Source organism: Methanobacteriaceae archaeon, from assembly GCA_030656015.1.
GTDB lineage: Archaea > Methanobacteriota > Methanobacteria > Methanobacteriales > Methanobacteriaceae > UBA349.
The window spans coordinates 54,950-81,627 of the sequence record JAUSNX010000009.1; the positions used below are offsets into that span (position 1 = coordinate 54,950).

At 31.2% G+C, this 26,678-nt stretch carries 22 protein-coding genes; 8 read left to right on the top strand and 14 right to left on the bottom strand.

Annotation, left to right across the window (positions count from 1 at the left end; genetic code table 11):
- Nucleotides 1–5: 5 nt before the first annotated feature.
- Nucleotides 6–179: a hypothetical protein gene (locus Q7I96_06890; GenBank protein ID MDO9627331.1), complete on the bottom strand. Its 174-nt coding sequence runs from the start codon at nucleotides 177–179 to the stop codon at nucleotides 6–8.
- A gap of 62 nt (nucleotides 180–241) precedes the next feature.
- Entirely contained in the window at nucleotides 242–901 is a 660-nt protein-coding gene (locus Q7I96_06895) for a 4'-phosphopantetheinyl transferase superfamily protein (GenBank protein MDO9627332.1), read from the bottom strand.
- A gap of 259 nt (nucleotides 902–1,160) precedes the next feature.
- Between Q7I96_06895 and Q7I96_06900 the strand changes: the two genes are divergently transcribed.
- Nucleotides 1,161–1,964, top strand: coding sequence for a nitroreductase family protein (locus Q7I96_06900; GenBank protein MDO9627333.1), 804 nt, complete (start codon nucleotides 1,161–1,163; stop codon nucleotides 1,962–1,964).
- A 135-nt stretch (nucleotides 1,965–2,099) separates the two neighbouring features.
- On the opposite strand, the gene Q7I96_06905 is transcribed toward Q7I96_06900, so the two are convergent.
- The 3 genes from Q7I96_06905 to Q7I96_06915 all read right to left on the bottom strand — a co-directional run bounded on the left by Q7I96_06905 (nucleotide 2,100) and on the right by Q7I96_06915 (nucleotide 6,440).
- Entirely contained in the window at nucleotides 2,100–2,981 is an 882-nt protein-coding gene (locus Q7I96_06905) for a cation diffusion facilitator family transporter (protein MDO9627334.1), read from the bottom strand.
- Between the two features lie 344 nt (nucleotides 2,982–3,325).
- Nucleotides 3,326–4,027: a hypothetical protein gene (locus tag Q7I96_06910; protein ID MDO9627335.1), complete on the bottom strand. Its 702-nt coding sequence runs from the start codon at nucleotides 4,025–4,027 to the stop codon at nucleotides 3,326–3,328.
- Nucleotides 4,028–4,244: 217 nt separating this feature from the next.
- Nucleotides 4,245–6,440 carry a response regulator gene (locus Q7I96_06915; GenBank protein MDO9627336.1) on the bottom strand — a complete coding sequence of 732 codons (2,196 nt, stop codon included), beginning with the start codon at nucleotides 6,438–6,440 and terminating at the stop codon, nucleotides 4,245–4,247.
- Between the two features lie 260 nt (nucleotides 6,441–6,700).
- On the opposite strand from Q7I96_06915, the gene Q7I96_06920 reads away from it, so the two are divergent.
- The 4 genes from Q7I96_06920 to Q7I96_06935 all read left to right on the top strand — a co-directional run bounded on the left by Q7I96_06920 (nucleotide 6,701) and on the right by Q7I96_06935 (nucleotide 9,285).
- Complete coding sequence (locus Q7I96_06920) at nucleotides 6,701–6,922, top strand: hypothetical protein (protein ID MDO9627337.1); 222 nt, start codon at nucleotides 6,701–6,703, stop codon at nucleotides 6,920–6,922.
- Nucleotides 6,923–7,217: 295 nt separating this feature from the next.
- On the top strand, nucleotides 7,218–7,589 hold the full coding sequence (locus Q7I96_06925) for a hypothetical protein (GenBank protein ID MDO9627338.1): 372 nt from the start codon (nucleotides 7,218–7,220) through the stop codon (nucleotides 7,587–7,589).
- 72 nt (nucleotides 7,590–7,661) lie between these two features.
- Nucleotides 7,662–7,961, top strand: coding sequence for a hypothetical protein (locus Q7I96_06930; GenBank protein MDO9627339.1), 300 nt, complete (start codon nucleotides 7,662–7,664; stop codon nucleotides 7,959–7,961).
- Between the two features lie 286 nt (nucleotides 7,962–8,247).
- Nucleotides 8,248–9,285 (top strand): hypothetical protein, encoded by a 1,038-nt coding sequence (locus Q7I96_06935; GenBank protein ID MDO9627340.1) that lies wholly within the window; start codon nucleotides 8,248–8,250, stop codon nucleotides 9,283–9,285.
- Here the strand turns inward: Q7I96_06935 and Q7I96_06940 are convergent, their stop codons facing one another.
- The 7 genes from Q7I96_06940 to uvrB form a co-directional block, all read right to left on the bottom strand.
- Nucleotides 9,286–10,407 carry a DUF763 domain-containing protein gene (locus tag Q7I96_06940; GenBank protein ID MDO9627341.1) on the bottom strand — a complete coding sequence of 374 codons (1,122 nt, stop codon included), beginning with the start codon at nucleotides 10,405–10,407 and terminating at the stop codon, nucleotides 9,286–9,288.
- Between the two features lie 135 nt (nucleotides 10,408–10,542).
- Nucleotides 10,543–11,403, bottom strand: a complete 861-nt coding sequence (locus Q7I96_06945; protein MDO9627342.1) for a methanogen output domain 1-containing protein — start codon at nucleotides 11,401–11,403, stop codon at nucleotides 10,543–10,545.
- A 48-nt stretch (nucleotides 11,404–11,451) separates the two neighbouring features.
- The gene (locus tag Q7I96_06950) at nucleotides 11,452–13,209 is read right to left on the bottom strand and encodes a histidine kinase dimerization/phosphoacceptor domain -containing protein (GenBank protein ID MDO9627343.1); all 1,758 of its coding nucleotides are present in this window, start codon (nucleotides 13,207–13,209) and stop codon (nucleotides 11,452–11,454) included.
- A 103-nt stretch (nucleotides 13,210–13,312) separates the two neighbouring features.
- Entirely contained in the window at nucleotides 13,313–13,750 is a 438-nt protein-coding gene (locus Q7I96_06955; GenBank protein MDO9627344.1) for a response regulator, read from the bottom strand.
- Nucleotides 13,751–13,890: 140 nt separating this feature from the next.
- Nucleotides 13,891–14,826, bottom strand: a complete 936-nt coding sequence (locus tag Q7I96_06960) for an ATP-binding protein (GenBank protein MDO9627345.1) — start codon at nucleotides 14,824–14,826, stop codon at nucleotides 13,891–13,893.
- A gap of 397 nt (nucleotides 14,827–15,223) precedes the next feature.
- Nucleotides 15,224–18,151, bottom strand: a complete 2,928-nt coding sequence (gene uvrA, locus Q7I96_06965; GenBank protein MDO9627346.1) for an excinuclease ABC subunit UvrA — start codon at nucleotides 18,149–18,151, stop codon at nucleotides 15,224–15,226.
- Nucleotides 18,152–18,304: 153 nt separating this feature from the next.
- Complete coding sequence (gene uvrB / locus Q7I96_06970; GenBank protein MDO9627347.1) at nucleotides 18,305–20,266, bottom strand: excinuclease ABC subunit UvrB; 1,962 nt, start codon at nucleotides 20,264–20,266, stop codon at nucleotides 18,305–18,307.
- Nucleotides 20,267–20,766: 500 nt separating this feature from the next.
- Between uvrB and uvrC the strand changes: the two genes are divergently transcribed.
- The 3 genes from uvrC to Q7I96_06985 all read left to right on the top strand — a co-directional run bounded on the left by uvrC (nucleotide 20,767) and on the right by Q7I96_06985 (nucleotide 25,035).
- Nucleotides 20,767–22,530 carry an excinuclease ABC subunit UvrC gene (gene uvrC / locus Q7I96_06975; GenBank protein MDO9627348.1) on the top strand — a complete coding sequence of 588 codons (1,764 nt, stop codon included), beginning with the start codon at nucleotides 20,767–20,769 and terminating at the stop codon, nucleotides 22,528–22,530.
- A gap of 421 nt (nucleotides 22,531–22,951) precedes the next feature.
- A complete protein-coding gene (locus Q7I96_06980) occupies nucleotides 22,952–24,223 on the top strand; it encodes a methanogen output domain 1-containing protein (protein ID MDO9627349.1) in 1,272 nt (423 codons plus the stop codon).
- Between the two features lie 98 nt (nucleotides 24,224–24,321).
- A complete protein-coding gene (locus tag Q7I96_06985) occupies nucleotides 24,322–25,035 on the top strand; it encodes an ATPase domain-containing protein (protein ID MDO9627350.1) in 714 nt (237 codons plus the stop codon).
- A gap of 137 nt (nucleotides 25,036–25,172) precedes the next feature.
- Here Q7I96_06985 and Q7I96_06990 read toward each other — a convergent pair whose 3' ends face one another.
- Entirely contained in the window at nucleotides 25,173–26,201 is a 1,029-nt protein-coding gene (locus Q7I96_06990; protein ID MDO9627351.1) for a M42 family metallopeptidase, read from the bottom strand.
- A 105-nt stretch (nucleotides 26,202–26,306) separates the two neighbouring features.
- A complete protein-coding gene (locus Q7I96_06995; protein MDO9627352.1) occupies nucleotides 26,307–26,537 on the bottom strand; it encodes a DUF5668 domain-containing protein in 231 nt (76 codons plus the stop codon).
- Between the last annotated feature and the right edge of the window lie 141 nt (nucleotides 26,538–26,678).

Sequence of the window (26,678 nt, forward strand, 5' to 3'; positions counted from 1 at the left end):
TTTTTTTATACGTAACTGAAGATTCCCCCCATGAGAATATTTAGAGCTTTTTTTACATATTTTTCATCTTCTAATGGGAATTTTGATCTAAATGAAAGAATATATGCTTCATTGCCAGGTTTACTAATCTCAGTTATTATGGTCCTTTTTTGTGCATTAGATAAATCAAAATAATCCATAATTTCACCTCTTCCCTTTGTCACCCATTTCTCTTTTTCCAATGGAATTTATAAATCCAAATTTAATTTGAATCAAAATTTAAATTTAAAACCAAATCAGAATAATTTATTAAAACTGGCTCATTAACTTTGTTTTTAGAACATAATCCTAACATATAATCTCCCTCACAAACATTCCAGAGTCCAAATTTACCAGTATTTTCATCATTATGAATCAATTTAATTTCATCATTAATTTCAATACAGAATTCATCAAGTGCCAACCTAAATCCTAATCCAGTCATTTTCATGTAACTTTCTTTCAATACCCATAATTCAAAAAAAGCTTTTTTTTGGTTGTTATTATTTAAAATATATTCGTATTCACTGCCATAGAAATAATGCTTTGCTACAGTTAAATCTATATCATTAATGTATTCAATATCCACACCAATTGGAGAATCAGAAACTGCACAAGCCACATATTTTTCTGAATGTGATAGATTAAAATAAACATTAGGATAATTTTTCAAATAGGGCTTAGCATATTTATCTGTATCAAATATAGGATTAATAATACCAATTTTACTTAAAACATGATTTAATAAAATTTCAGCACCAATAGAAAGAAATTTGTCTTTTTGGTGGAAATACTGATTAGCTTTTTCAATTCTTTCCTTAGATACAAAAGCCTGCATTTTATACAAATCAAGCTCTGAAACATCCATGTAATATAACAACATTTTAATCACTTTAATATGATAAAAGCCTTAAAAGTCTTTATTTTAAATAAGTTCTATTATTTTTTTTTGAAAGATTATTATAAATGAATATATTCTATAATTTTTATATATTAATTCTTTTTATTATTAACAAACCGAAAAAATAGACAAAAATAGGGTAAAAAGAAAACTAATTAGTATTAATCAATTAAAAATATTATATGAATATAAATATCAAAATTGTTTATCAACTTATTAAAAAAGATATGAGATGAAAAAAATGTCCCAATTAAACCTAGATCAAAGCAAATGTAATTCCTGTGGAAGCTGTGTCTCTAACTGCCCCCTGGGCCATGTCGAAATGAATAATTATCCTCAAACAATACCTGAAACCTCGTGTTCTAGTTGTGGCCACTGCGAAGCAGGATGTTCAGAAGGAGCTATCAATATATCTGGACCTAATTTAGAACCTCCTTTAGTAAATATTTCTTCTAAAATCTCCCCTGAAGATATGGGGAACTACATGCGGAACCGCAGGTCTATTAGAAACTACAAGAAGAACACCATACCTCGGAAAACAATTGAAGAAGTTATGGATATTGTCCGTTTTGCCCCATCTGGAGTTAATCAGCAGCCTATAAATTGGATAATAATTGAAGATCCTGAAAAAGTGAAAGTTCTGGCCGGACTTTGTATTCAATGGATGGAAAAATTAGTAGAATCTAATTCACATTTAGCCCAGTTATTACCCATGAAATCTTTAATTAAAGTTTCAAAAACAGGATCAGATCCTATTTTAAGGGGAGCACCCCATGTTTTTATTGCTAAGGCCCAAGACAGTCAAGGCAGTGCCGTGACTGATGGTGTTATTGCCCTAAGCCATTTAGAACTGGCCTTGCCTTCATTTGATTTAGGTTCCTGTTGGGCTGGATTTTTAAAGATGGCCTCTGATTACGAACCGATTAGAGAATTTCTAGGATTAAAAGAAAATGAAATATTTATTGGAGCTTTAATGGTCGGATATCCTGATTGTACGTTTTATAGAGTTCCTAAAAGAGAAAAATTATCTGTTAAATATATTTAATTGAAAAATAATGAGATATAATAATAGAATATTATTTATTAAAATAAAATTAAAAATTTTTTAAAATAAATATCTCTATTTTTTCTTTTAAATTGAATCTGTTTAATTTATACTATATTTTATTCCAAATAAGCATTATAACTTTGAAGTTTCTTTGCATGGATCTACATGAACCGTGACATCGTTTATACCAGTTATAGAAATCTTAAGCTTATTTTCCACTTTATGGGCAACATCGTGTGCTTCTTCCAATGTGAAATCTGATTCCATAACAATATGCAAATCCACAAAAATACAAGAAGCTGGTCCTCGAGTTCTTATTTTATGACAATCTTTGACATTTTTTACAGAAATAACTATTTTTCGGATGGATTCTTTATCTAAAGGTGCTTTATCCATCAAAATTTCTGAACTATTTATAATAATCGTTATTCCTGCGCGGGCAATTAATAATGCGATTAAAATAGCAATAATAGGGTCTGCCACCACATAACCTAATTTAATCATTATGAAGCCAAAAATAACAGCTATAGATGCATAAATATCACTTCTGGTATGTAATGAGTCTGCAATTAGTATTGTGCTGCCTAATTTTTTACCTTGTTTATTTTCATACCATGAAACCCATATATTAATGGCAATAGTAATTCCCATGACTAAAAAACTTACTGTGGTAATATCTGGCGTTGAAGGATTGAAAAGCCGGTTTATGGCCGATTGGAATATTTCAAAGCAAGTGAAAAATAATAAAACAGCTATGCCCAATGAAGCCAAAGTTTCAAACTTACCATGTCCATAAGGATGTTCAGAATCAGGTGGTCTGGCTGCAATCATTATTCCTACAATGCCCACTACATTAGAAATTCCGTCAAACATGGAATGAAACCCGTCAGATAATATACTCAAAGAATTAGTATACCACCCATATGCCAATTTGATCACAGAAACCGCCAAATTCAAAAAAAGGATAAAAATAAGGATATTCCTAACTTTTTTGTAGTAATTATTTTCATTCATGATTATCCCTTATTACTGCTATTTATCATGATCCGTGTATTTCAATAGGTTTATTATAAATTAATTAGTTTTACAGCATATTTATGAGTTTCTAATAAGTTACTTTTATATTTCATAAACCATGGAAATAATGGACAATTATCCAAAGAATTCAATTAAAATAAAGTAGTAGAATCGAATTCACTTTTAGCCCAATTATTACCTATGGAATCCTTAATTAAATAATAGAATAATTATTTATTAAAATAAAATTAAAAATTTTTTAAAATAAATATCTTTATCAATTTTTAATCTTTTTAAATTCTTAAAATAAAAAAATAATTATGGATCTATTTAAATTTAAGCTATCCACCCATTTTAGATATATCATCGGCCACTTTCCAGTGCCCTCCATCTTTTTCATATCTACGAATTAACAATACCCCGATCAAGGCCCCAACAATAGCTCCTGCTGTATCAGTGAATAAATCGTTCATAGTATCGTCCAAGGGATCCTGGGTAGGTGAACCCTGCATCTGAGTGTTTCCAGTAATCGCACCTATAGGTCCATCAGCTAGATAAGTATCATAGGTATATTCACCCATCTCTAAAACTCCTCCCAGACCAATTGTAAGTAAAACAATTATACCAGCCATCACTGAAAGAGAAGCTTTTAGTTTTCCAAAGAAATAAGCAGTATAAACCAGCATCATACCAATTAAGGCCACATAAAGGGGTAGCATGAAGTGCATGAAATTGTCATAGTAAGGTAATTTAACATATAGCCCTAGTGCATCTCCACCTACCAGCTCGAAAAGAACCATAGATAACAACAATATTTCAATTTCTAGGGGGATTGCCCTAATATGATTGCCTGTAAAAAACGCAGGAGCATTAATTATGGCCAGAGCGATTAAAATTAACAAACCAAATATCCTCTCGGCACCATTTGCTCCACCGAAAATCAAAATATAGATACCTGAAATCAATAGAAATATTCGCATTATCATCTGCAAATTTCTCTGCAGAGGACTCACATCTTTAACATCGGGATTAAGAAAACTCATATTTTTTCTCCTTTTAATAAAATAAATAAATATAATTTAAATAATTCTATTCAATTATCTATTTAATTAATATTGCTATTTTTAATTAATACTTCAATTGAATTTGACAAATTATAGTCTTTAAGAACGTTTTTTTTAATTAAGTAAATATTATTTTTTTAAAATTTTGCATAAGATCTAATTTATTTTTATTCATTAATTTAAGATACAACTAGAGTTATTCCTCATCGCCACTGTGATCCGTTTTTGCCCAGGTCCTGTCTTTACGAGTAATCATATGCACAAAAGACGCAAAAAACAAGGGTATTAAATATAGACAATAGGCCCAGTATTTTATGGATGTAAAAACTGCACTAAAAAATCCGCGTCCTTTATCCCGGTAAATTCCAAGTATAGCACCTGGGAAAAATGCAGCAGTAGATAATAGTCCAATGGCAAGGGGGATATTTACTTTTATGGAGTATATTAATCCAAAATCTAAAATAACTACTATATATCCTAACATCACAAAGGCAATGAATAGAAGGAAGAAAAGATACTGTATGGAATCTATCTTTTTATAAATTGGAATATCCGCATCAATTATAGGAGCTAAATACACAAAAAGAGTTTCCAAGTTCCCGGTGGCCCATCTGACTCTTTGACGGAAAAATGGTCTCCAAAAAGGAACTGCTTCCTGCCAAACTTCTGCCTCACCACAGTAACGGATTTTATAACCTTTTATCATTAGCTTAATGCTTAAATTCAGATCTTCAGTCACAGCAAAGCCATCCCATCCCTCAATTTCTTCCATGACTTTTCGGGTGGTTATCTGACCATTACCTCCTAAGAATCCATTTTTACCCATGATATCACGGGATCTCAATATTACATTACCAAATATGGCAAATTCAGCTTCTTGCATTGCCGTAAGAAGATTTCTATCTTTATTATACATTCTAACCCGGGATTGAACACCCACCACATTATCTTCATTAAGGTAAGGAATGATCTTCTTTAAAAAATCACTACCGACCCTGGAATCTGCATCAAAAACTGCAATAGCTTCTCCTCTGGCCATTTTAACCCCATCATTTAAAACGTAACCTTTACCTTTACCAGATCTAGGGGGTCTTCTCGTGACAATCCGTAAGCAATCAACCTTATTTTTTAAATTTTCTAGTACTTTTCCCGTATTATCAGTAGAACCATCATTTATAACAATTATTTCAAAATTCTTTTCTCCGTGGGAATAGTAATCCATTTCAGAAAGAGAAATTACACATCTTTCAATGGTATGTTCCTCATTGTGGGCTGGAATCATAATACTGACCATAGGTGGATTGTCGAATTCAGTAGGTTTTTCTTGTTTTTTTAAGCTTATAATACATAAAAAAATGTTATAGCATGCCGGAATAAAAAGTAAATAGGCCAGCCAAGTCATATCTTTAATTAGGAATCCATAAGCAGCCAGTGAGATAAAAATTGCAGAAACAAAAAAGACTCCTGTTTTTTCCATCTTCAATTCATCTTGTTTAGAACTTATTTTAGCGCCTAATTTTTCATATTTGACTTTTTCAGACCTTTTCTTTTCCAATGCAATTTCCACTGTGCTGTGAAGCTTATCTTCATCAAATGGCTTTATCATATAACCATAAGGAGCTGTTTTTAGAGCAGTTTCCACCGTTTCTTTATCTGCATGTGCTGTTAAAAAAATCACAGGTATTCCTAACTGCCCTATCTTATCTGCAGCTTCAATACCATCCATATCCCCTTGAAGAACTATATCCATTAAAACAACATCTGGATTGAATTTTTTGGCCCTTTCAATCGCCTGATATCCTGATGCAGCCATAGTAACTACATTATATCCCATTTCCTCTAATTTATCATTTAAATCCATAGAAGTAATAAATTCATCTTCCACTATCATTAATTTAGTTTCTTGGCTTTCTAATGGAGAATTTTCTAATGATTTAGAATCCTGCCCAACTTTTTCATTTTTATTAGATTGTGGTTCTTCAATTGCTTTTAGCCGTACTCGATCCATTTCTTTTTGATCTGCGGCATATTTTTTAAGAGCAGATTCGATACTTACTTCCAGAACTGGGCTGTCATAGGGTTTAACAATGTACCCATAAGGACTACTTTTTTTAGCATTTACGAGTGTTTTATCATCACTATATGCCGTTAAAAAAATTACTGGTATCTCCAGAGAATTTATCTTCTCAGCAGCTTCGGTACCATTTATGTTTCCCTTTAGAATTATATCCATTAAAACCAAATCAGGACGAAGTTCAGCCGCAAATTTAATAGCATCCTCACCAGAAGAAGCTATTTTAAGTACATTATATCCCATTTCCCCCAACTTTTCTTCTAAGTCCATAGCAGTGATGAATTCATCTTCTACTACCAATAAATTCGCCTTCACCATAATGCACCCCAAATTAACTTTTTATTCGGTAAATCAGATTAAATAAAATATTTTCTATAGATATCTGGTAAATATGATAAATACTTGATAATATATAAAGTTCTTATTCTATTTGATTTTATTAGTCCAAATAATTATCTAAAAATGTCAAATAAAAATGATATAAATCCTTTATTAATATCTAAAAATAGATATCTAAAAAATTAATAGCTTCCACATACATAGATATATAACTGTAAATTATTTTAAGGGGTGAAAAAATGCATGAGAAGAAAGAGGATTGTGATTGTCATCATAGACATAGATATTACCATAGAGGTTATTCAACCGTTTTAAAAAGAACTTCTGAGAAAGTTGTTGTTCCTCAAGACTTATTAGACGTTGCTGAAATTGCTGAAGGAGAATTTGTAGAAATAATCATTCGCAAAGTTCACAAACACAGTGAAATGAAAAAATATCATCATAAGCATCATTACAAGTAAATTATCGACAGATAATCCATTTTATTTTCTATTTTAAATTTTTTAAATATTATATCTTTCAATTAAACTCTTATTTTAAAATATTAACTCATACAATTCAATACTTTTCAAATGCTCTCTATCTCAAGTTCTAATATATTCTAAAAACTAATTATTCATATTCACTAATAATCTGAAATATAATATTATTAGATGGATAATAAAAAAGCAGTATTTAATTAATTAAATTGTTAATCTACCATTATTTTATTCTTAAACTACTATTAGATTATCAATTACAATTTGAGAGATTAAAATGAAGTATGCTATTGTAAAACTGGAAAAAAACTGCACTAGCAGCTATAATTTAGGTGCTTTTAATAAGGAAGAGGGTATTGTTGCATTTCCATTAGATGAATTACAAGTAGAAATGATGCGATTAAAGTACTATTTAGAAAAATCTGGTGAAATGGCTGAGAATGCCCAGAAATCACAGGTTAAATTTAAAAAAAGAGAAATTAGAAAAGCGAAAAATGAACTGGAAAAAGCATCAAAAATCGTGACCTCTTTGATGAAATTTGAGACTCAAACATCCCTTGAAAACTTTAAATGGCCTGAAATGGGAATTAAAAAGAAAAAAAGAATTTGTAAAGATAAGATTAATGTTCCAGCCATTATTGGAATTTAGTTTAAATAATAATAATAATAGAGATAGTATCAATCTCCATTAACCCCAATAATATATAATTAAAGTGATTTAATGAGATCTGTTAAACTCCAATTAAAAAATGATGAAATAGTTTTTTATAGACAAAGTATTTTTCAAGAAGGGGATGAACTAGTAGTTTTTTCGTTAAAAGAGTTTTTAAAATTTCAATTAGAACTGAAAAAATGTATGGAAAATGCATTAAAAGTGTCACATGATTCAGTTAATAATAGATCTAAAAACTCTCCATCTAATGATGCTCTGCGCATTTATAACTGGATTAAAATAATGGAAAGTGAAATTGAAAAAATGGATAAAACTGACATTCAAAAGAATTTAATATCTTTTAAATGAATTAATCACTACGACATGATCTATATTCTTTAAATACTAATCAAATACTTATTATTGGGTTAATTAGTTTTTATTCTATTTAAATAAGTTTTTAATTTAGTTTTTGAGCAATAATATATATTCAAGATTATTTCAGTATTAAAAAATATTCATGAATCTAGTATTAAAAAATATTCATTAAATAAGACATAATTTTTATTACATAGTTTTAAGAGAAATTATTATTGCAAATAAATTATTTTAATTTGAAAATTTTATAGGGGGAAAGAAAATTTTCAGAAAACCTTTGTTAATTATAGGAATTATTTTATTAGTATTATTTTTTATAGGTAGTGCGACTGCTACAGACATTACCAACAATGATTTAGAAGATAGCTCTATTGGCCATAATACTGATTATGCTACTCATCAGACTATAAATAGAACTAATGTTTCGGCTGATACCAACTCTAGCAACAAATCTAGTAATATTAATTCTACAGGACTCCAAAAAGCCAAAAATACCATTAAAACCGAAAGTGGTTGTTGTTCAGTATTAATACATGTTAAAAAAGGAGTAGATGTTTTTGCATATAGAAGAGACTCTACCTATGCCGCAAATCTTTATATCAAAAAAGTGAAATGGTATGGGAAAGAAACAATTAAAGAGTACAAGCTAGTAAATGGATATTTTTTCCACACCATAATATCTAAGAATGGATGGATTGTTTCAACTGGTGGGCCTGATGTGGTCTGGATAAATAAAAAACTAGAGAGCTTAGCCGGAAAGATTTCAGTCAAAGGACGTATAACTAAAACAGATATTAACAGTGCTTATAAACTTCTGAGAAAACTTGGAATGGGACATTTTCTTATTAAGGATCCGGTTGGTAATGTAGGTATTGCTATATACAATTCTGGAAGCTCTAAAATTAAAGTATTTAAAATGAAAGATGGAGAATATGTAAGTGTGCCAAATAGTCCCCGTTATTATAGACAAGGAAGATATACTGCTAAAAAATATAATCCAGTATATAACGCCATATATTTAGCTGGTACTGATAAATGGGGAGTCAACCGACGTAATATAATTACCTATAAAGTAGAAAATAAAAATAGTTTCACTGAAATCAATTTATGGGCTTCTTATGATGGTGGAAAGCTAGTTCATAGAAATGGACGTGGGAAACCAGATAATATAATATTTATGGGCCATAAAATCTATGCCAAATCATTACCTCGAATCATGGCCAAAAAATTCATAGGAAAAGTAACATTAAGGAGCTATAAAACGACATCATTTGTTAGCAGCAGTTCAAGAGCAGCAAAACCAATTAAAATCTAATTATTCATTAATAAACTCTCTAAGCCGTTTTATTGCTCCCATTTTTTCTTTATTATTTAAATTAGATTGTTCAAGGGATTCTTTAAGTGTATTAATAGAATTATCATAAACTTTTCTATCAACAGGATATGGATATCCATCCTTTCCCCCATGAGTAAAACTATATTTTACCGGATCCCTCCAGCTGGCGGGTTCTCCAAAAACAAGATCCGAAATAAGGGCCAGAGCTCTGATTTTTTTAGGTCCAAAACCTTTTAATAGGATGAGATCTTGATAATTTTCAGGTTGAATTTCCCAGGCCTGCTTTAGAACTTGGAATTCACGATCTGAAATATCCATATCCAAAACTGGATGGTGCTGGGGCAGATTAAGCTCTGATTTTTCAGCTGAAAAGTCACTTAGCAAAGTTTGCATACTATTTTTATTATTAAAATATTTTCGAAGATGATCTGGATTATCACAAATTAAATCCACACTTATTTCCCGTGCCTTTTCACTATCTATATCTACCATATTCAATGAATTGTTCTCTTTTAAATCGCAGGAAATGGCTGCATGTGGATTTGATAAATAATCATCCACTGATTCACCTAGCCAGTGATATCGACGAGCATATTTATTGTACTCATTCATTCCCTGTTGAACAACTGCCCAGTTTCCTTTGTCATTAATAAAAAATGTATGTTGGTACAGCTGATAACCGTCTTGTATACAGGAATTGTCGATTTTAGCAGATAGTTTACTGGTTTGAATCAACTTTTCAATGTTTTTACTATTAATAGAAAGAATATCACCAGATTCAGCGATTTCTTCAGGAGTCTTACGAGATGCTTTACCTTTTCCCCCAGCAACTATAAAACCATGTGAATCTGGATTTAATGCAATTTTTAAAGCTCCACAAGTTGTTGTGGTTGTTCCAGAAGAATGCCAATCAAATCCTAAGACACATGAGAATGCTTGAAACCAAAAAGGATCTGATAAACGTCTTAAAAGTTCATCACTTCCATATTCATCAATTATAACTTCACTGATTCCTCCAGCAAGCTTAATCATCCTGCTGAACAGCCAGCGGGGTGGATGACCCCCATGAAGTGGAAGATTGGCAACTCCTTTTCTTTTCATAATGTAAATATATTTAAAATAAGATAATAATTTTTTGAATGTGTTTCTATAAAAAAGCCCTAATTCTGTAAAAATCAAAAGAATTTTTAAAAAAAAAAATAAATAAAAAATAAATAAAAAATCCAAAAAAGAAAATTAAAGATTGAAAGTAAATATACAGCTATCTGAACCACTAGCAATGGTTGATTTACGTTTTACACTTCCTTCTAAGTTTGTCCAATCAAAACTACGATTAATAATAGCTTGACAGTTTATGCAGAATATGGGATTATTTTTAGCTTCTTCTTTCCAAGGACAGTTATCAAATTCAAAGTACCATCTAGGGTTTTTTTCAATAATACCCACTCTTATTCCAAAATCACTGAATATCTCAGATAACCAAGCTAAATATGAGTCAAATATATCCTGACCATCTTCAGTATCCTCACTGATCCCGAATTCTTCCATTTTAGATTCAAATGAAGGCTTCATATCTTCTTCTAATTTTTCCCCAAAGGCATTAAAAAGCATGTCTCGCATTTCCATTTCACTTTGAGAACCACTAGTAGGAATAGCTTGAACAATAAAATTATGAAAATTATCTAAAATTTGTTTTTTAATTATTTCCTTTTCTTTTTTGGCAGCTTTATGTTTAAATAAGGCCATTTGAATATTAGCATTCAATTCCGTGGATTTAAATGGTTTTATAATATATCCATAGGGCTGGGTGACTCTGGCTCTCATAAGCATTTCTTCATCAGCATAAGCCGTTAAATAAATTATAGGAATATCATGGTATTCATGAATAGCGTGGGCTGCTTCAATACCATCCATATCTCCTTTTATAACTATATCCATTAATATTATATCTGGAACATGCTCCCCAGCAGCTCGAACTGCATTCTCTCCTGATGCAACCATTTCTACAACAGTATGTCCCATGGTTTCTAATTTATGTTTAATTCCCATGGCCACAATACTTTCATCTTCTACAACCAGAACCCTTGCATTAGCCATTACTTCATCCCCTACTTTCATTAAATAATTTTTTTCATATCTATTAAATTACATTCTTTCCTTATATTTTAGTTCTTTAAACCTAATTTCAAATTTAGAAGGTTTTGATATTTTTAATGTTCCATCAAGTTGATTTATAAGATTGTTAACAATTTGAAGACCTAAAGAGTTGGTTTTCTCTATATCTAAATCCTCAGGAAGGCCAATTCCATCATCAGATATTGATAAACAATAATCTGAATCATTGATTCTATGAAAATATACATTTATGGTTCCATTTCTATCAGGAAATGCATATTTTAATGAATTAGAAATAAGTTCGTTTATAATTAATCCACAAGGAACTGCTGTATCTATACTCATCAAAGCATCAGCAATATCAAGATTAGACTCTATAACTTGACTATCTTTTTCATAGGAATATAATAAATCACTTACCATGCTTTGGACATAATCTTTAAGATTTATTTTAGAAATATCTCTAGATAGATACAATTTTTCATGAATTAATGACATGGCTTGAATCCTATTCTGGCTTTCTTGATAGAGGTCAATTAATTTTTGATCATCAATTTGAGCCGATTGTAGGGTTAAGAGAGTGGATATTATTTGCATATTATTTTTTACCCGATGATGTATTTCTCTTAGAAGAAGTTCCTTTTCGTGAAGGGAATTCTTAATTTTATTTTCAGCAATTTTTCTATCACTAATATCCATAAAAGATATAATCCCCTTTTCAGTACCAGGTATAAGTTCAGAAGTAGCAAAAAAATCCTTAATTTTTCCTTCACGATTTTTTAACATAACTTCATAATTTTTAGGAATTGCTAAGGGATTTATTCTTTGCATACGATGGTATCCTTCCATCCTTTCCAAATCATCACTGGCCACAAATTCCAACCACTTCCTATGGTATTTTAATTCTTTATTGGTATATCCTGAAAATAATTCAAATTCAGTATTTACTAAAGAGATGGTCGTATCTTTTTCAAAAATTACAGATAAAGTACCAGTATTCTCAAATATGGCTTTATATTCCTCACCTTGTTTTTTAAGAGCTTTTTCAGCCTGCCTTTGTTGAGTTACATCTTTTCCTTGTAAAAAATAGTTTTTTTCTTTCCCTAGTTCAACCAGAGTAATGGTAATTTCCAGTATTTTTTCAATGCCATTAACCTGGAATACTAGTTCATTTACATAAATTTCCTCAGAAAACAAATTATTAAAATCAGCTAATTTAACCCAATTTTGTATATTATTGCCCATAATTTCAGAGCATGGTTTTTCCATAAATTCTAATCCGGCATCATTACAATCAATAAAAGTTCCATCTTTCTGGCAAACAAATATAGGATTTTTAGATTTTTCAAAGAGAGTTCTATATTTTTTTTCGTTCTCTTTTAATGATTTTTCAGCAATTTCTCTATTGATTTGCTCTTTAGATTCATTCAAAGCCCTTATAACCGAATGGGAAAGCTTTGTAAGATTATTTTTAAGTACATAATCAGTTGCACCTTCTTTGAGCATTTCCACACCATAGTCTTCTCCAATTTTACCACTGACAAAAATAAAAGGAATATTTGGCGTTTTATTCTTAGCAATTTTCAAAGCAGAAAGCCCATCAAAATGCGGCAAAGATTGATCCGCCAATATTATATTGGGATTAAATTCAGTAATTTCTTTAATAAAATCATCTTTGGTTTCAACCCGAAGCGATAAAAAGTCAAGTCCTTCTTTTCTTAGCTCCCGCTCAGAAAGTTCAGCATCTAAAGGAACATCTTCCAGTATTAAAACCTTGATTTTATTCATATTTTACCACATTTACCTCAAAATAATGCACTAAAATGTGATTTACATAATTATCTAATTTAAAATTAATTTCAGATTAAATTTCATCTCGATATACTATGAATCAAGGTGGATTATTAATCAGCATCCAGTAAAAACCAAGGGTCGAAACAGCATCAATAAATTGATCAAATTCAACAGGTTTACTTACATAACTGTTGACACCCAATTCATAACTCTCTACAATATCCCTATCTTCTTTAGATGATGTCAAAACAACAACAGGAATTTTACGAGTGTTTTCTTCGGCTTTTATACGCTGTAAAACCTCTAATCCATCGACTTTAGGCATCCTTAAATCAAGAAGAATTAACTTCGGAAGATCATCCGGATTTCTATGAGAATATTCTCCATTGGCGAAAATAAAATCAAGCGCTTCTTCGCCATCTTTAACCCAAACAACTTGATTAGCCATGTTCTTTCTTTTCAGTGCTCGCATGGTAAGTTCAGCATCAGTAGGATTGTCTTCCACAAGCAGTATCTCAATTTCTTCCATTCCCATTTTAGATTCACCTTTTAAGTTATTAATCCTATGAACAGATTATTAAAGGACTATAAATTTATTAAATAATTTCAATTATTTAATTTAATTAATTTAAATTTATTTTTAAATTTTTTATATGATGAGCTTAAATTAAAAACTTATTTCTTTGGCTTATCTTTAGGTAAAGAGAAATATATGGTGGCACCATTATCCACCTCTCCTTCTCCCCAAACTTTTCCATCATGTCTCTTTACAATACGCTGAACAATTGTAAGGCCCACACCGGTTCCTTCAAATTCTTCAGGGCTGTGAAGACGTTGGAAAAGACCAAATAACTTATTTATATATTTCATATTAAATCCAGCACCATTATCAGAAACAAAAAATACATATTCACCTTTTTTATCTTCATATCCAACAATTATTTCGGCAGGGTCTTTATTTGATGTAAATTTTATGGCATTCCCAATTAAATTGGTATAAACCTGATAAATCAGGGCACGATCTCCATAAGTTACTGGAAGTTCATCAATCGCAAGGTTAATATTTCTATTTTCGGTTTGATTAGAAAAGTCATTATAAACAGATTGGGCCAGTGATTTCATATCTATTTTAGTAGAATTCATATCTTGACGGCCAGCACGAGATAATAGCAATATATCATCTATAAGCTGCCCCATTTTTTTGGTATTGTCTCTAATGATATTCAAAAGCCTGATTCCTTCTTCATCAAGCTCATCTTCATAATCTTCAACCATTATTCTAGAAAACCCATCGATAGCTCTTAAAGGAACTCTTAAATCATGTGAAACTGAATAAGCAAATGCTTCCAGCTCGTCATTAGCATCAGCTAACTTCTCAGCCTGTTCACTTAATTCTTCATTCAATTTTCTCAATGAGCGAACCCTTTCCACTCGTTCTGATAGAAGTGCTACCATAACAACTATTAACATTAAAAGAATCAGCCTAAATGCATCTTCAGATATATTCAATCCCAGGCTATTAGATATAGGCTGTATAACAATAAGAGCAATTGCAACAACAACTGGTATAAAGAGAAATATTTTTTTACGACCAAAATTAAGTCTTGTCATTAAAGGAATATAATCACCCCTAAATAATTTGAATTTAAAAAATCAAAGTTAATAACATTATTAGAATACTTAAAATCAAAATTATGGCCATAAGCAGAGCATGATAACAATATAAATAAAAAAGACAAAAACAGTGAAAAATTTTTTATTTTAATATTTAATTTCTCTGTGACCATAGTTATCACGAATAATATATAATTTTCATTATTTATAAAGCATTAAGCATAAACCTGTGATTTTAGTTAATTTCTCCCTATTAAAATATTATTTATTTTATTAAATTAATTGAATATAATTTAATGAGTTTAATGTTAAATAAAAAAAGAAATTAAAATAAATTATTAATATTTATTTAATTAGATTAAAAAAATTAATAAAATAAATAATTAATTAAATATTATTTAGAGTGGCTTTGAAGAAGATCTCTGCTTAGAGGTGTCGAATTTTCATTCAATATCTCTTTTAAAAACTGGCCAGTATATGTGCCAGAAGCAGCAATTTCTTCTGGTGTTCCAGTAGCAACTACCAGACCTCCACCATCTCCGCCTTCAGGTCCCAAATCAATTATATAATCTGCAGTTTTTATAACATCCAAATTGTGTTCAATAACCACAACAGAATTACCTGAATCAGTTAAACGACCTAAGACATGAAGTAATCTTTTTATGTCAGCGAAATGTAACCCTGTAGTTGGTTCATCTAATATATAAAGAGTCCTTCCAGTGCTTTGTCTACTTAATTCCTTGGCCAATTTAACTCTTTGAGCTTCTCCTCCAGATAAAGTAGTGGCTGATTGTCCCAAACGGATGTATCCCAGACCTACATCATCTAAGGTTTGTAATTTCTTTTTAATTTTTGGAATGTTTTCAAAGAATCCTACTGCTTCCTCTACAGTCATATCCAAAACTTCTGCAATGTTTTTACCTTTATATCGAATATCCAATGTTTCATCATTGTATCTTTTACCTTTACAAACCTCACAAGGCACATAAACATCAGCTAAAAAGTGCATCTCTATTTTAATAATTCCATCACCACTACAAGCCTCACAACGACCGCCTTTAACATTAAAACTGAATCTACCAGGTTTATAACCTCTTTTCTTAGCTTCAGGAGTTTCAGCCATTAATTCCCTGATGTAAGTAAACACCCCCGTGTAAGTTGCAGAATTAGAACGTGGTGTTCGACCTATAGCCGATTGATCGATAATAATTATCTTATCTATGTGCTGAACACCTTCAATTTTCTCATGAAGGCCAGCATTCATATGTTTTCTATTAATTTTTTCATAAAGGCCTTTATACAATATTTCATTAATTAAAGTGCTTTTTCCAGACCCAGAAACTCCAGTAATGCAACTAAATACTCCTAAAGGAATTTCAACATCAATATTCTGAAGATTGTTTTGCTGGGCACCTTGAATGGTAATGAAGTTTCCATTCGGACTTCTCCTTTTTTCAGGCAAAGAAACTGATTCCCTACGTGAGAGATAATTTCCAGTAATAGAATTCTCGTTTGCTATAATTTCTGCAGGTGTCCCTGTGGCAACCACATGACCACCATGCTCACCAGCACCAGGACCCACATCAACCACATAATCAGCAGATAATATAGTTTCTTCGTCGTGTTCCACTACAATAAGAGTATTCCCAATGTCTCTTAGTCTTTTTAAAGTTTCAATGAGCCGGACATTATCTCTTTGGTGCAACCCAATACTGGGTTCATCTAAAATATAGAGAACCCCTACAAGACCAGACCCGATTTGGGTGGCCAAACGAATACGTTGGGCCTCTCCACCAGATAAAGTACCTGAAGACCTATTAAGAGTGATATAATTAAGTCCCACATCCACCAGAAATTTTAAACGTTCATTAATTTCTTTTAAAACTTCTTTAGCAATGAATTCTTCTCTTTCAGATAGTTTAAGACCCTGGAAGAATATTTGAGATTCTTTAATAGGCATTCCTACAACTTCAGCAATAGATTTCTCCCCAATAGTAACGGATCTACTTTCAGGCCGCAGACGGCTACCATCACACACTGGACAGTTATGATTACTCATAAACTGGCCCATGTAACTTCGCATGTAATTTGACTTTGTTTCCAGATAAATACGTTCCATTCTCTTGATTACACCTTCAAATTTTCGGTTTACTCGATATGAGCGATTTTTTCTTTTAAATGAAAATTCTACTCTTTCAGAAGAACCATAAAGAATAGCTTTTTGATATTCTGGATCCAAGTCCTTGAAAGGAACATCCATACTAAATCCAAAATGCTCAGAAACGGCTTGTAACATCTGTTGATAGTAATTTTCTTTAGTAGTTGATTTGCTCCAGGGCACAATGGCTCCTTCACTTAATGAAAGTTCTGGATTAGGAACTACCAACTCCGGATCAATTTCTAATTTACTTCCCAGCCCATTACACTCAGGACAGGCCCCATGAGGGCTGTTAAATGAAAACATACGGGGACTAATTTCTTCAAAGTTAATTCCACATTCTACACAAGCAAAGTGTTCACTGTATATTTTTTCCCCGGATTCTGATGAATATTTGCTGTTTTCAGTTTTTGAGTCGCTGGAATCATAAACTATAATTAGTATTCCTTCTCCAAGTTCTAAAGCAGTTTCCACAGAATCCGCCAACCTTCTCTGGAAATCGATGTCTGATCGGATGACCAAACGGTCCACAACTACTTCTATAGAGTGTTTTTTGTTTTTATTTAGCTCAAAATCTTCTTCCAAATCAGAAACTTCACCATCAACTCTTACTCTAACAAATCCCTTGGTTCGGAGATTTTCAAAAACTTTTTGATGTTCTCCTTTCCTATCTTTAATAACTGGGGCTAGAACCTGTATTTTTGTTCCTTCACCCATCAATAAAATACTTTCTACAATCTGGCCAGTAGTTTGTTGTGAAATTTCTTTTCCACAGTTGTAGCAATGAGGAGTTCCTATTCTTGCGAATAAAAGTCTTAAATAATCATAAATTTCAGTTATGGTTCCCACTGTTGAACGGGGATTCATTTTAGTCGTTTTCTGGTCAATAGAAATTGCTGGAGATAGTCCTTCAATATAATCTATCTCTGGTTTTTTCATTTGACCTAAAAACTGCCTAGCATATGCTGATAACGATTCAACATATCTACGCTGCCCTTCGGCATAAATTGTATCAAAAGCCAGTGATGACTTTCCAGACCCACTAAGCCCAGTAATTACTATTAATTTGTCTCTAGGTATCTCCAAATCAATATTTTGTAAATTATGCTCTCTCGCACCTTTAAGCACTATACTCCCTTTTTTATCTGTTATTTCGGGACTCATAAGATTAAACTCCTTATAATTTTATTTTTTTAATTGATATTTTGAGTAAAAAGTAAGTTGATAATTTTAATTAATTTAATAATTCAGCATTACATTATTATTTTATATTTATTGATACTAAATTATCTATTAAATCATTTTTAATGCCATTTATCATTTAGAAACACCTTTAAGGACCATTAGCTGGTCTCTAATCTTAGCTGCCTTTTCAAAATCAAGACCAGTTGCAGCATCTTTCATATCTCTTTCTAAATCATTGATTAAGAGTTTTAATTCGTCTTTTGGCATTTTTTCAAGGTCACTGACATCTTTAAGATCCAGATTTTCCCCTTCTTTCTTCTCTTTAAGACTTCTCATAGTATTATGCGGTTCAATGCCATGTTTTTTATTGTAAGCATTCTGTACCTTTCTACGATCATTAGTAATATTAACTGCATTTTTTACAGAATCAGTTAATACATCCGCGTACATTAAAACCTGCCCATCTACATTACGTGCTGCACGACCAATAGTTTGTATTAAAGATGTTTCAGATCTAAGGAATCCCTCTTTATCAGCATCTAAAATTCCCACTAGACCTACTTCAGGAAGATCCAGGCCTTCTCTTAAAAGGTTAACTCCTACCAAACAATCAAACTCGCCCCGGCGTAAATCATCAATAATTTCAATCCGCTCCAAGGTGTCAATTTCAGAGTGAAGGTATCTGACTTTAATACCAATTTTAGCATAGTAATCAGTGAGATCTTCTGCCATTCGTTTAGTTAGAGTGGTTACCAGAATTCTCTGATTCATTTTTATTTTTCTCTGTACTTCGACCAATAAATCATCGACCTGGCCTTTAACCGGCCTTACTATAATTTCCGGATCAACCAGGCCAGTAGGCCTAATAATCTGCTCCACAACATTAAGACTTCTTTCCAGTTCATAGTTAGCTGGTGTGGCTGAGACATAAACAACTTGATTAACAATTTTTTCAAACTCATGAAACTGAAGAGGTCTGTTTTCACGAGCAGAAGGCAGTCTAAATCCATAATCAATCAGAGTATCCTTCCGTGCCTTATCTCCATTATACATCCCCCTAATTTGAGGTGCTGTGACGTGGGATTCATCAATAATTGTTAAAAAATCATCAGGGAAATATTTTAAAAGCGTGTAGGGTATTTCGCCCCATTTTCGATCGCTGAGATGTAAAGTATAGTTTTCAATACCTGAACAATATCCCATTTCCTTTAGCATTTCTATGTCAAATTTAGTGCGTTGTTCTAGCCGCTGTGCTTCAACCAGTTTATTCTGAGAATTTAAAACTATTAAACGTTCTTCTAATTCTTCTTCGATATCTTTCAAAGCAGCTTTCAGTTTATCTTCACCAATAACAAAGTGCTTTGCGGGAAATATCATTGTTCTTTCCAGTTCCTGGATTTTTTTCCCTCTTAATGTATCAATAAGAGATATAGCATCTATATTATCACCAAATAACTCGAGTCGAATTGGTGGTGTTCCATGAACCGGGTTTATTTCAATAACATCTCCTCTTACTCTAAACTGGCCTCTATCAAATTCAATGTCATTTCTTTCATATTGCATATGAATTAAGCGGCTTAATATTTCTTCTCGATCAATTGTATCCCCTATTTCCAGAGAAAGCATGAATTCACCATAGTCTTCCGGAGAACCAATACCATATATACAGGAAACACTGGAAACTACAATAACATCATCTCTAGATAGGAGTGATTGTGTGGCAGAGTGACGCATACGGTCTATTTCATCATTTATTGATGCTTCTTTGTCAATGTAAGTATCTGAACGCGGAACATAGGCTTCTGGCTGGTAATAATCATAATAACTCACAAAGTATTCTACAGCATTATCTGGGAAAAATTCCTTAAATTCTTCATAAAGCTGGGCTGCTAGTGTTTTATTATGTGAAATAACCAGGGTGGGTTTCTGGACATTTTTAATCACATTAGCCATAGTAAATGTTTTACCAGAACCAGTTACTCCTAAAAGAGTTTGATTAGGAAAACCTTTCTTTATTCCATTAGTAATTGATTTTATGGCCTTGGGCTGGTCACCTAGTGGTTTATAGTTAGATACTAACTCGAATCGGTTCATCTCTCTTTTCCTCAGAAAAATCTTACGTTATCTTTAAAATTTAATTCATAATTAATTTCTATTAAATAATCTGACATTATATTCTGAATAAGTTCAATAAGATTATAAAATGCATGAAAATTTAAATAAAAAGTGTTATCGCAATGATAGTAATTTATAATAAAAAAACTGTTAAATAAAAAAACGATGTTAATTTTATATAAACAATGATAGTAATTTATAACATAAAAACTTTCCTCTAATATATAATTTTATTATAGTTTTGGTAAAATTTTAAGATAATTATATAAATATTTAAATTAATTTTAATGAAATTAATAGATTAAAATTTCCTTAGAGAGCATTAGAAAAGTAATAATAAATGCAATAGAGTTTAGAATCCTTTTTAGCAGTTGAAGAACTTTAATAAAGTTTTTATAAATAAAAGGACTACTAGAAGCATATAACTTGTTTATAATCAATATTTATTTATAATCCATCATCTAAATTGAGGTAAAACATTGTCCACACAAGTTGATAATCCCAATGATCTTCCAGATAAAACCGGCGTTTACATAATGAAAGATTCCCGGGACAATGTAATTTATATTGGAAAGTCAGTATCTTTAAAAAAAAGGGTTAAATCATATTTTAAAGAGTATCATGATTCTCTCAAAACAAAAATCATGATGGGCCAGTTCCAAAGCCTGGAATATATCATTACAGATACTGAAAAGGAAGCATTAATATTAGAAGCCAATTTAATAAAAAAATACAGGCCCACATATAATGTTCGATTAAAAGACGATAAGAGATACCCTTATATTAAAATTACACGGGAAAAATTTCCGCGCATATTAATCACTAGAAATATTTCTGGAGATGGTTCTCACTATTTTGGACCATTTACTGATGCCGGCTCAGTTAAAAAAACTGTTAAATTTGTAAAATCTCTTTTTAAAATTCGAGACTGTAAAAGAATGGATGGCCCTTGTCTTAACAGTCAGATAGATCTATGTCATGCACCTTGTGCCGGACAAATTACAAAAGCAGAATATAAAAAACTTATTGATAGTATCGACCTTTTTTTCCAGGGCAGATATTCTAAAGTAATAGAAATGCTAGATGAAGAGATGCATATTGCTGCTAAAAATCAAGAATTCGAAAGAGCGGCAGTTATAAGAGACCAAATTGAATCCATACATGATGTGATGGAACGTCAAAATGTGGCCTTCAACAACAATATTAATCAAGACATCATTGCCGGCTCTTATGATAAAAAAATGGCCTGCATGGTTGTTTTCTCAGTTCGTGAGGGTAAAATTACTGGAAAAGACGATTTTTTAATGGCCGGAGTGGAAAATACACCTCCTGAAGATATTTTATCTGCTTTTATAAAACAGTATTATGCCAACCCTCGATATGTTCCTGGTGAAATCATCTTGCAGTATATAATAAAAGAAGAAAAACTGATTAAAGATTGGCTTTCTGATATAAGGGAAGCTCCGGTGGAAATTATTGTTCCCCATGATGGTGTGAAGTTTAAATTGATACGGATGGCAGCCAAAAATGCAGATATTATAAAAAATCAGAAAAAACAGGTCAAAAATGCTCTTCTAGACCTTAAAAAATATTTAAAACTTCCTAAAATTCCACAAAACATTGAAGGATTTGATGTTTCTAATATCTCTGGAAAGTCAGCTGTCGGATCTATGGTAAGTTTTCAGAATGCTCATCCCAAAAAATCCAGATATAGAAAGTACCGAATGGAAACTCCAGGACCTGATGACTATGGAATGATGAGAGAACTATTAACACGAAGATATGAAAAGCTTTTAAGAGAAAATGAAGACCATCCAGATTTAATTTTAGTTGATGGTGGTAAAGGCCAGTTAAAAATTGCAGTTGAAGTTTTAAAATCTCTTAAATTGAACATGATTCCAGTTATTGGACTTGCAAAGGAATTTGAACATATATTTATTCCCCAAATGAATGAACCAATAATATTACCTCCTAATTCGCAGGCTCTTTTTTTATTGCAAAGAATAAGAGATGAAGCACACCGATTTGCAGTTTCTTACCATCGTAATATCCGATCAAAGGAAATTGATTACTCCCTGTTGGATGAAATTTCAGGAGTGGGGCCAAAAAGAAAAATTAATCTTTTAAGACACTTTGGTGATATTGAATCCATAAAAAAAGCAGAGATTGATGATTTAATGCAGGTGAAAGGTATGAATAAAAAAGTTGCCAAAACAATTTATAATTATTTTAATAATATTTGAAATAATTCATGATTCTAATAAGTATCATGAAGTTCTATTTTATTCTTATTTTTTATATTAATTAATAATCTGGCCATTTTAATCCCTATTTTCCAATTATCAATTAAATGAAATTAAGTGATTTTTTAAATTAAAACAGCCATTTTGCATTTTAAAAATTATTATATAAAACTATTAATATTATTTAGATGAATAAAATAGTATAATGATTTATAATTACATTTAAAAAAAAATAAAGAGTGTTTTTTATTTGTTTAGATAAAAATTTAAGTAAAAAACAACAATAAATAGTATATAATAGTATTATGTAACTATGAAAATTTTTCAAATAGATTATAAATGATAATAAAATTCCTTGATATATATTTCTCATAATAGATTTGTATCATTATGTTAATAAATAATATTAATGGTGGATAAAATGCCGGATACAAAATTACTGGTTGTAGAAGATGAAAGCATTGTGGCCATGGACATTAAACATAGAGCTGAAGGCCTAGGATACACCGTGATGAGCATAGCCTCTTCAGGTGAAGAAGCTATCGAAAAAACTAAAAAATATAAACCAGATCTTGTATTAATGGATATTGTATTAAAAGGTAAAATGGATGGTGTTGAAGCTGCTCAGGTGATTCGAGAGAAGTTTGACATACCTATTGTTTATTTAACTGCGTATTCTGATGAAAAAACACTTGGAAGAGCCAAACTAACCGGGCCTTTTGGATATATAATCAAACCATTTGAAGACCGAGAACTTCACAGTGCCGTGGAAGTTGCTCTTTATAAACATCAAATGGATAGTAAACTTAAAGAAAGTGAAGAAAAGTATCGAAATCTATTTGAATCGTTTCCAGACCCTATTCTATTACTTGATTCGCAAGGAAATATTACTTTTATGAATCAAACTTTGGAACAGATTATTGGAATTAGGCGAAAAAGAATCATTGGGAAATCGATTTTAAACCTTGCTCAGAAGGGATTTTTTATTGAAGAGGAAATTCAAGGTTATGTGGATTCAATTCCATCGATAATAGAACATGAAGAAACCGAACCATTTGAAATGAATCTCTTTGATAAAAATGGGCAAGAACTTTATTTTGAAATATATTCCTCTGTTTTAAGTTCAGAAGAACATGGGCCCATAATTCAATTTATTGGTCACGATATAACTTCTAGAGTTGAAGCTGAAGAACAAAGAGGAGAATTAATTAGGGAAAAGGCACGTGTAGAGTTATATGGTTTTGTAGTTAGTGCAGTACCTGTTTTTGCTTCTTCAATTCCCCCACAACTTAGAAATACTATTATAAAAAATTTTGCGGATAGATTTGAGAAAAATGTTAAGCCGAATTTTATTAAAGAAATGTCTGCAAAGGGTTTCTTAGGCCTAATAAAAGAACATGGTAATCAAAACAATATAGAAATTTTTAATGCGTATTTAGTTTGGATAAGTGAGCTTTTATCTAACTTAGGTATAAAAACCAGAATTATTAGAACCGAATCTAAAATTAAACTGGAATTCATCACATTTCCCTGGATAGAAGAAGCCCGTAAAAACCCTATTTTTACTCTGATCTTTAGAGCTATGATTATTAGAAGCTTCACCTGGACTGGACTAAAAGGAACAGTTACTCAAACATCAAGTCTTCTGGAAGGTTCCAAGAATATAAAATTCGAATTTTACATTCCTAACTAACTCTTTTATAAAAATATGCAATTAGTATGCTTTTATATATTTATTAATTTATTAAATTTTATTAGAATATTATTTAAATTAATAAGGAGGAGGCGACTATGTTAGAGCGAATAAAAACAGGAATTGATACATTAGACAATATTATCGAAGGATTTCCTCAAGGCCGGACTTTACTGGTTACTGGTGATGCAGGATCTGGAAAAACTATTTTTGGACTACAGTTTGCAATAAGCTGTGCAAAAGAAGGTTTAAAAACTGCTTATATTACAACTGAAGAAGATGATGAAGATTTAGAACTGCAAAGTAGGTCTTTTGGATGGGATATTGACTCTCTGAAAAAAAAAGGATATTTAAACCTAATTGAACTTGCAGGGTTAAGGGCCAGAATTACCGAAGCAGAAATGAATATTGGAGTCGATTCTGTAAAAGGTGACTTTGAAAAATTAATTCATAATATTTCTCCAGATACCCAAGTCGTCATTATAGATAGTTTAGGGAGTTATACTGCAAAATTAACCCCCTATGAATTTAGGGATCGTTTTGATCATTTAATATATGAATTAAAGCAGAAAAAAATTACTTCTATGATTATTTTAGATAGTTCTACCTCACACGAATATAATGAACTGGCATTATTTTCTGTTTATGGTGCTATAAGACTCATGAAAAGAGAAAATCCATATACTGGCCAAAGGGAAAGGATAATGGATATTGTTAAAATGAGAAGTACTAAAACGCCTATTGAATTCATAACATATTATATTGGATCTGATGGAATTGAAATAATTGATAAAATAGAAAAAGAGATTTAAATTATTCATTTTATTCTAAAAATGATAAAATAGAAAAAGAGATTTAAATTATTCATTTTATTCTAAAAATAATAAAATAAGAAAAAATTTAAAATAAAATACAGTGGAAAAAAAAATTTTCTTATAAAATATACCATTTATAAGTTATTAATCGCACTTACCAGCAAGTTAATTGTATTTTCAATATCTTCCATGCTAGCAATACTGACTGTAGTGTGTATGTACCTAGTAGGCACAGATACTACTCCGGCAGGAATACCCTCTCTAGTTAAGTGAATAGCAGTAGCATCAGTAGTTCCACCTTCACTAACTTCTAATTGTACTGGGATTTCTGCTTCATCTGCAGCTGAAGTCAGCCATTTTTTAATGGTCGGATGAGTAATTATTCCCCGCCCGCTGGCATCAGTAAGAATAATTGCCGGGCCTTTACCAATTTTTGCTGGTGCTTCATCTTCTTTAATTCCCGGGTGATCTCCTGCAATGGTCACATCAAGTGCCAGAGCAAAATCTGGATCAATTTTAAAAGCTGATGTTTTAGCTCCCTTTAATCCAACTTCTTCTTGAACAGTTCCTACACCATAAATATTGGCCTTTGAATTTACCCTTTTCAGAGTTTCAATCATTATTAAACAACCAATTCGGTTATCTAATGCTTTACCTGTGATTAATGAATTAGGTAATTCTGCGTAAGTATGATTAAATACAATAGGATCTCCAATACTGACCATTTTTAAGGCCTCTTCATCACTGGAAGCACCTATATCAATAAACATATTTTCATAGCCAGTAATTTTCTTTCGTTCAGCTGCTTTCATTCTGTGTGGTGGCTTAGAACCAATAACTCCAAATACTGAACCATTTTCAGTATTAATATAAACTGTCTGATTTAAAAGCATCTGGTCATTAATTCCCCCAATTTTAGAGAATTTAATAAACCCTTTTTTATCAATGTGTCGCACCATAAGTCCGATTTCGTCCATGTGTGCGGCAAGCATGACTTTTGGGCCATCCGGACTGCCTTTTTTAAGAGCAATTATATTCCCTAATCTATCTTCTTCTATATGATCAGCATGATCAGTTAATTCATCAGAGATAATTTTAGTAACTTCACCTTCGAATCCAGATATTCCTGGGACATCAGAAAGTTTTTTCATGAGTTCTTTCATTTTTTTAACCATCCTTAAAAATTAGCGAATATGATCTTTATTAATTTATTTGTATATTAATTGGGAGTTAATTGATTATTTATTGTTTTAAAAGAGCTTTTAAATCTATTTGATTGATTTAATCAACACTAAAATTCCAACAAGTACAATTAAAATTTGAGGCCATGATTGAAGATACTGGACTGGTATTAAACCCATGTTAACAGCATACCATAATGTACCGATTAAAACTAGGCATATTCCAATATAAATTCCCCAAATATTTTTTTTACTCTTTTTTTCTTTAACATCGTATTTTGAAGTCGTCTCAGCATTAATGTCAATATCTTCTTTCATAGAAATCACCTACATTATTAAATCATGAGTTTTAAGTCTTAAAATTAATTATAGTTAATTATTATAGTTTAATTTGAATTATTGATTGATTTTTTTAATTTCTTATTAAATACTATAAATAATTTTTTTATTATTGTTATT

Bases quoted from the DNA above. Each gene is read 5' to 3' on its own strand.
- Q7I96_06890 (MDO9627331.1), bottom strand. From the start codon at position 179: ATGGATTATTTTGATTTATCTAATGCACAAAAAAGGACCATAATAACT.
- Q7I96_06895 (MDO9627332.1), bottom strand. From the start codon at position 901: ATGTTGTTATATTACATGGATGTTTCAGAGCTTGATTTGTATAAAATG.
- Q7I96_06900 (MDO9627333.1), top strand. From the start codon at position 1,161: ATGTCCCAATTAAACCTAGATCAAAGCAAATGTAATTCCTGTGGAAGC.
- Q7I96_06905 (MDO9627334.1), bottom strand. From the start codon at position 2,981: ATGAATGAAAATAATTACTACAAAAAAGTTAGGAATATCCTTATTTTT.
- Q7I96_06910 (MDO9627335.1), bottom strand. From the start codon at position 4,027: ATGAGTTTTCTTAATCCCGATGTTAAAGATGTGAGTCCTCTGCAGAGA.
- Q7I96_06915 (MDO9627336.1), bottom strand. From the start codon at position 6,440: ATGGTGAAGGCGAATTTATTGGTAGTAGAAGATGAATTCATCACTGCT.
- Q7I96_06920 (MDO9627337.1), top strand. From the start codon at position 6,701: ATGCATGAGAAGAAAGAGGATTGTGATTGTCATCATAGACATAGATAT.
- Q7I96_06925 (MDO9627338.1), top strand. From the start codon at position 7,218: ATGAAGTATGCTATTGTAAAACTGGAAAAAAACTGCACTAGCAGCTAT.
- Q7I96_06930 (MDO9627339.1), top strand. From the start codon at position 7,662: ATGAGATCTGTTAAACTCCAATTAAAAAATGATGAAATAGTTTTTTAT.
- Q7I96_06940 (MDO9627341.1), bottom strand. From the start codon at position 10,407: ATGAAAAGAAAAGGAGTTGCCAATCTTCCACTTCATGGGGGTCATCCA.
- Q7I96_06945 (MDO9627342.1), bottom strand. From the start codon at position 11,403: ATGGCTAATGCAAGGGTTCTGGTTGTAGAAGATGAAAGTATTGTGGCC.
- Q7I96_06950 (MDO9627343.1), bottom strand. From the start codon at position 13,209: ATGAATAAAATCAAGGTTTTAATACTGGAAGATGTTCCTTTAGATGCT.
- Q7I96_06955 (MDO9627344.1), bottom strand. From the start codon at position 13,750: ATGGGAATGGAAGAAATTGAGATACTGCTTGTGGAAGACAATCCTACT.
- Q7I96_06960 (MDO9627345.1), bottom strand. From the start codon at position 14,826: ATGACAAGACTTAATTTTGGTCGTAAAAAAATATTTCTCTTTATACCA.
- uvrA (MDO9627346.1), bottom strand. From the start codon at position 18,151: ATGAGTCCCGAAATAACAGATAAAAAAGGGAGTATAGTGCTTAAAGGT.
- uvrB (MDO9627347.1), bottom strand. From the start codon at position 20,266: ATGAACCGATTCGAGTTAGTATCTAACTATAAACCACTAGGTGACCAG.
- Q7I96_06980 (MDO9627349.1), top strand. From the start codon at position 22,952: ATGCCGGATACAAAATTACTGGTTGTAGAAGATGAAAGCATTGTGGCC.
- Q7I96_06985 (MDO9627350.1), top strand. From the start codon at position 24,322: ATGTTAGAGCGAATAAAAACAGGAATTGATACATTAGACAATATTATC.
- Q7I96_06990 (MDO9627351.1), bottom strand. From the start codon at position 26,201: ATGAAAGAACTCATGAAAAAACTTTCTGATGTCCCAGGAATATCTGGA.
- Q7I96_06995 (MDO9627352.1), bottom strand. From the start codon at position 26,537: ATGAAAGAAGATATTGACATTAATGCTGAGACGACTTCAAAATACGAT.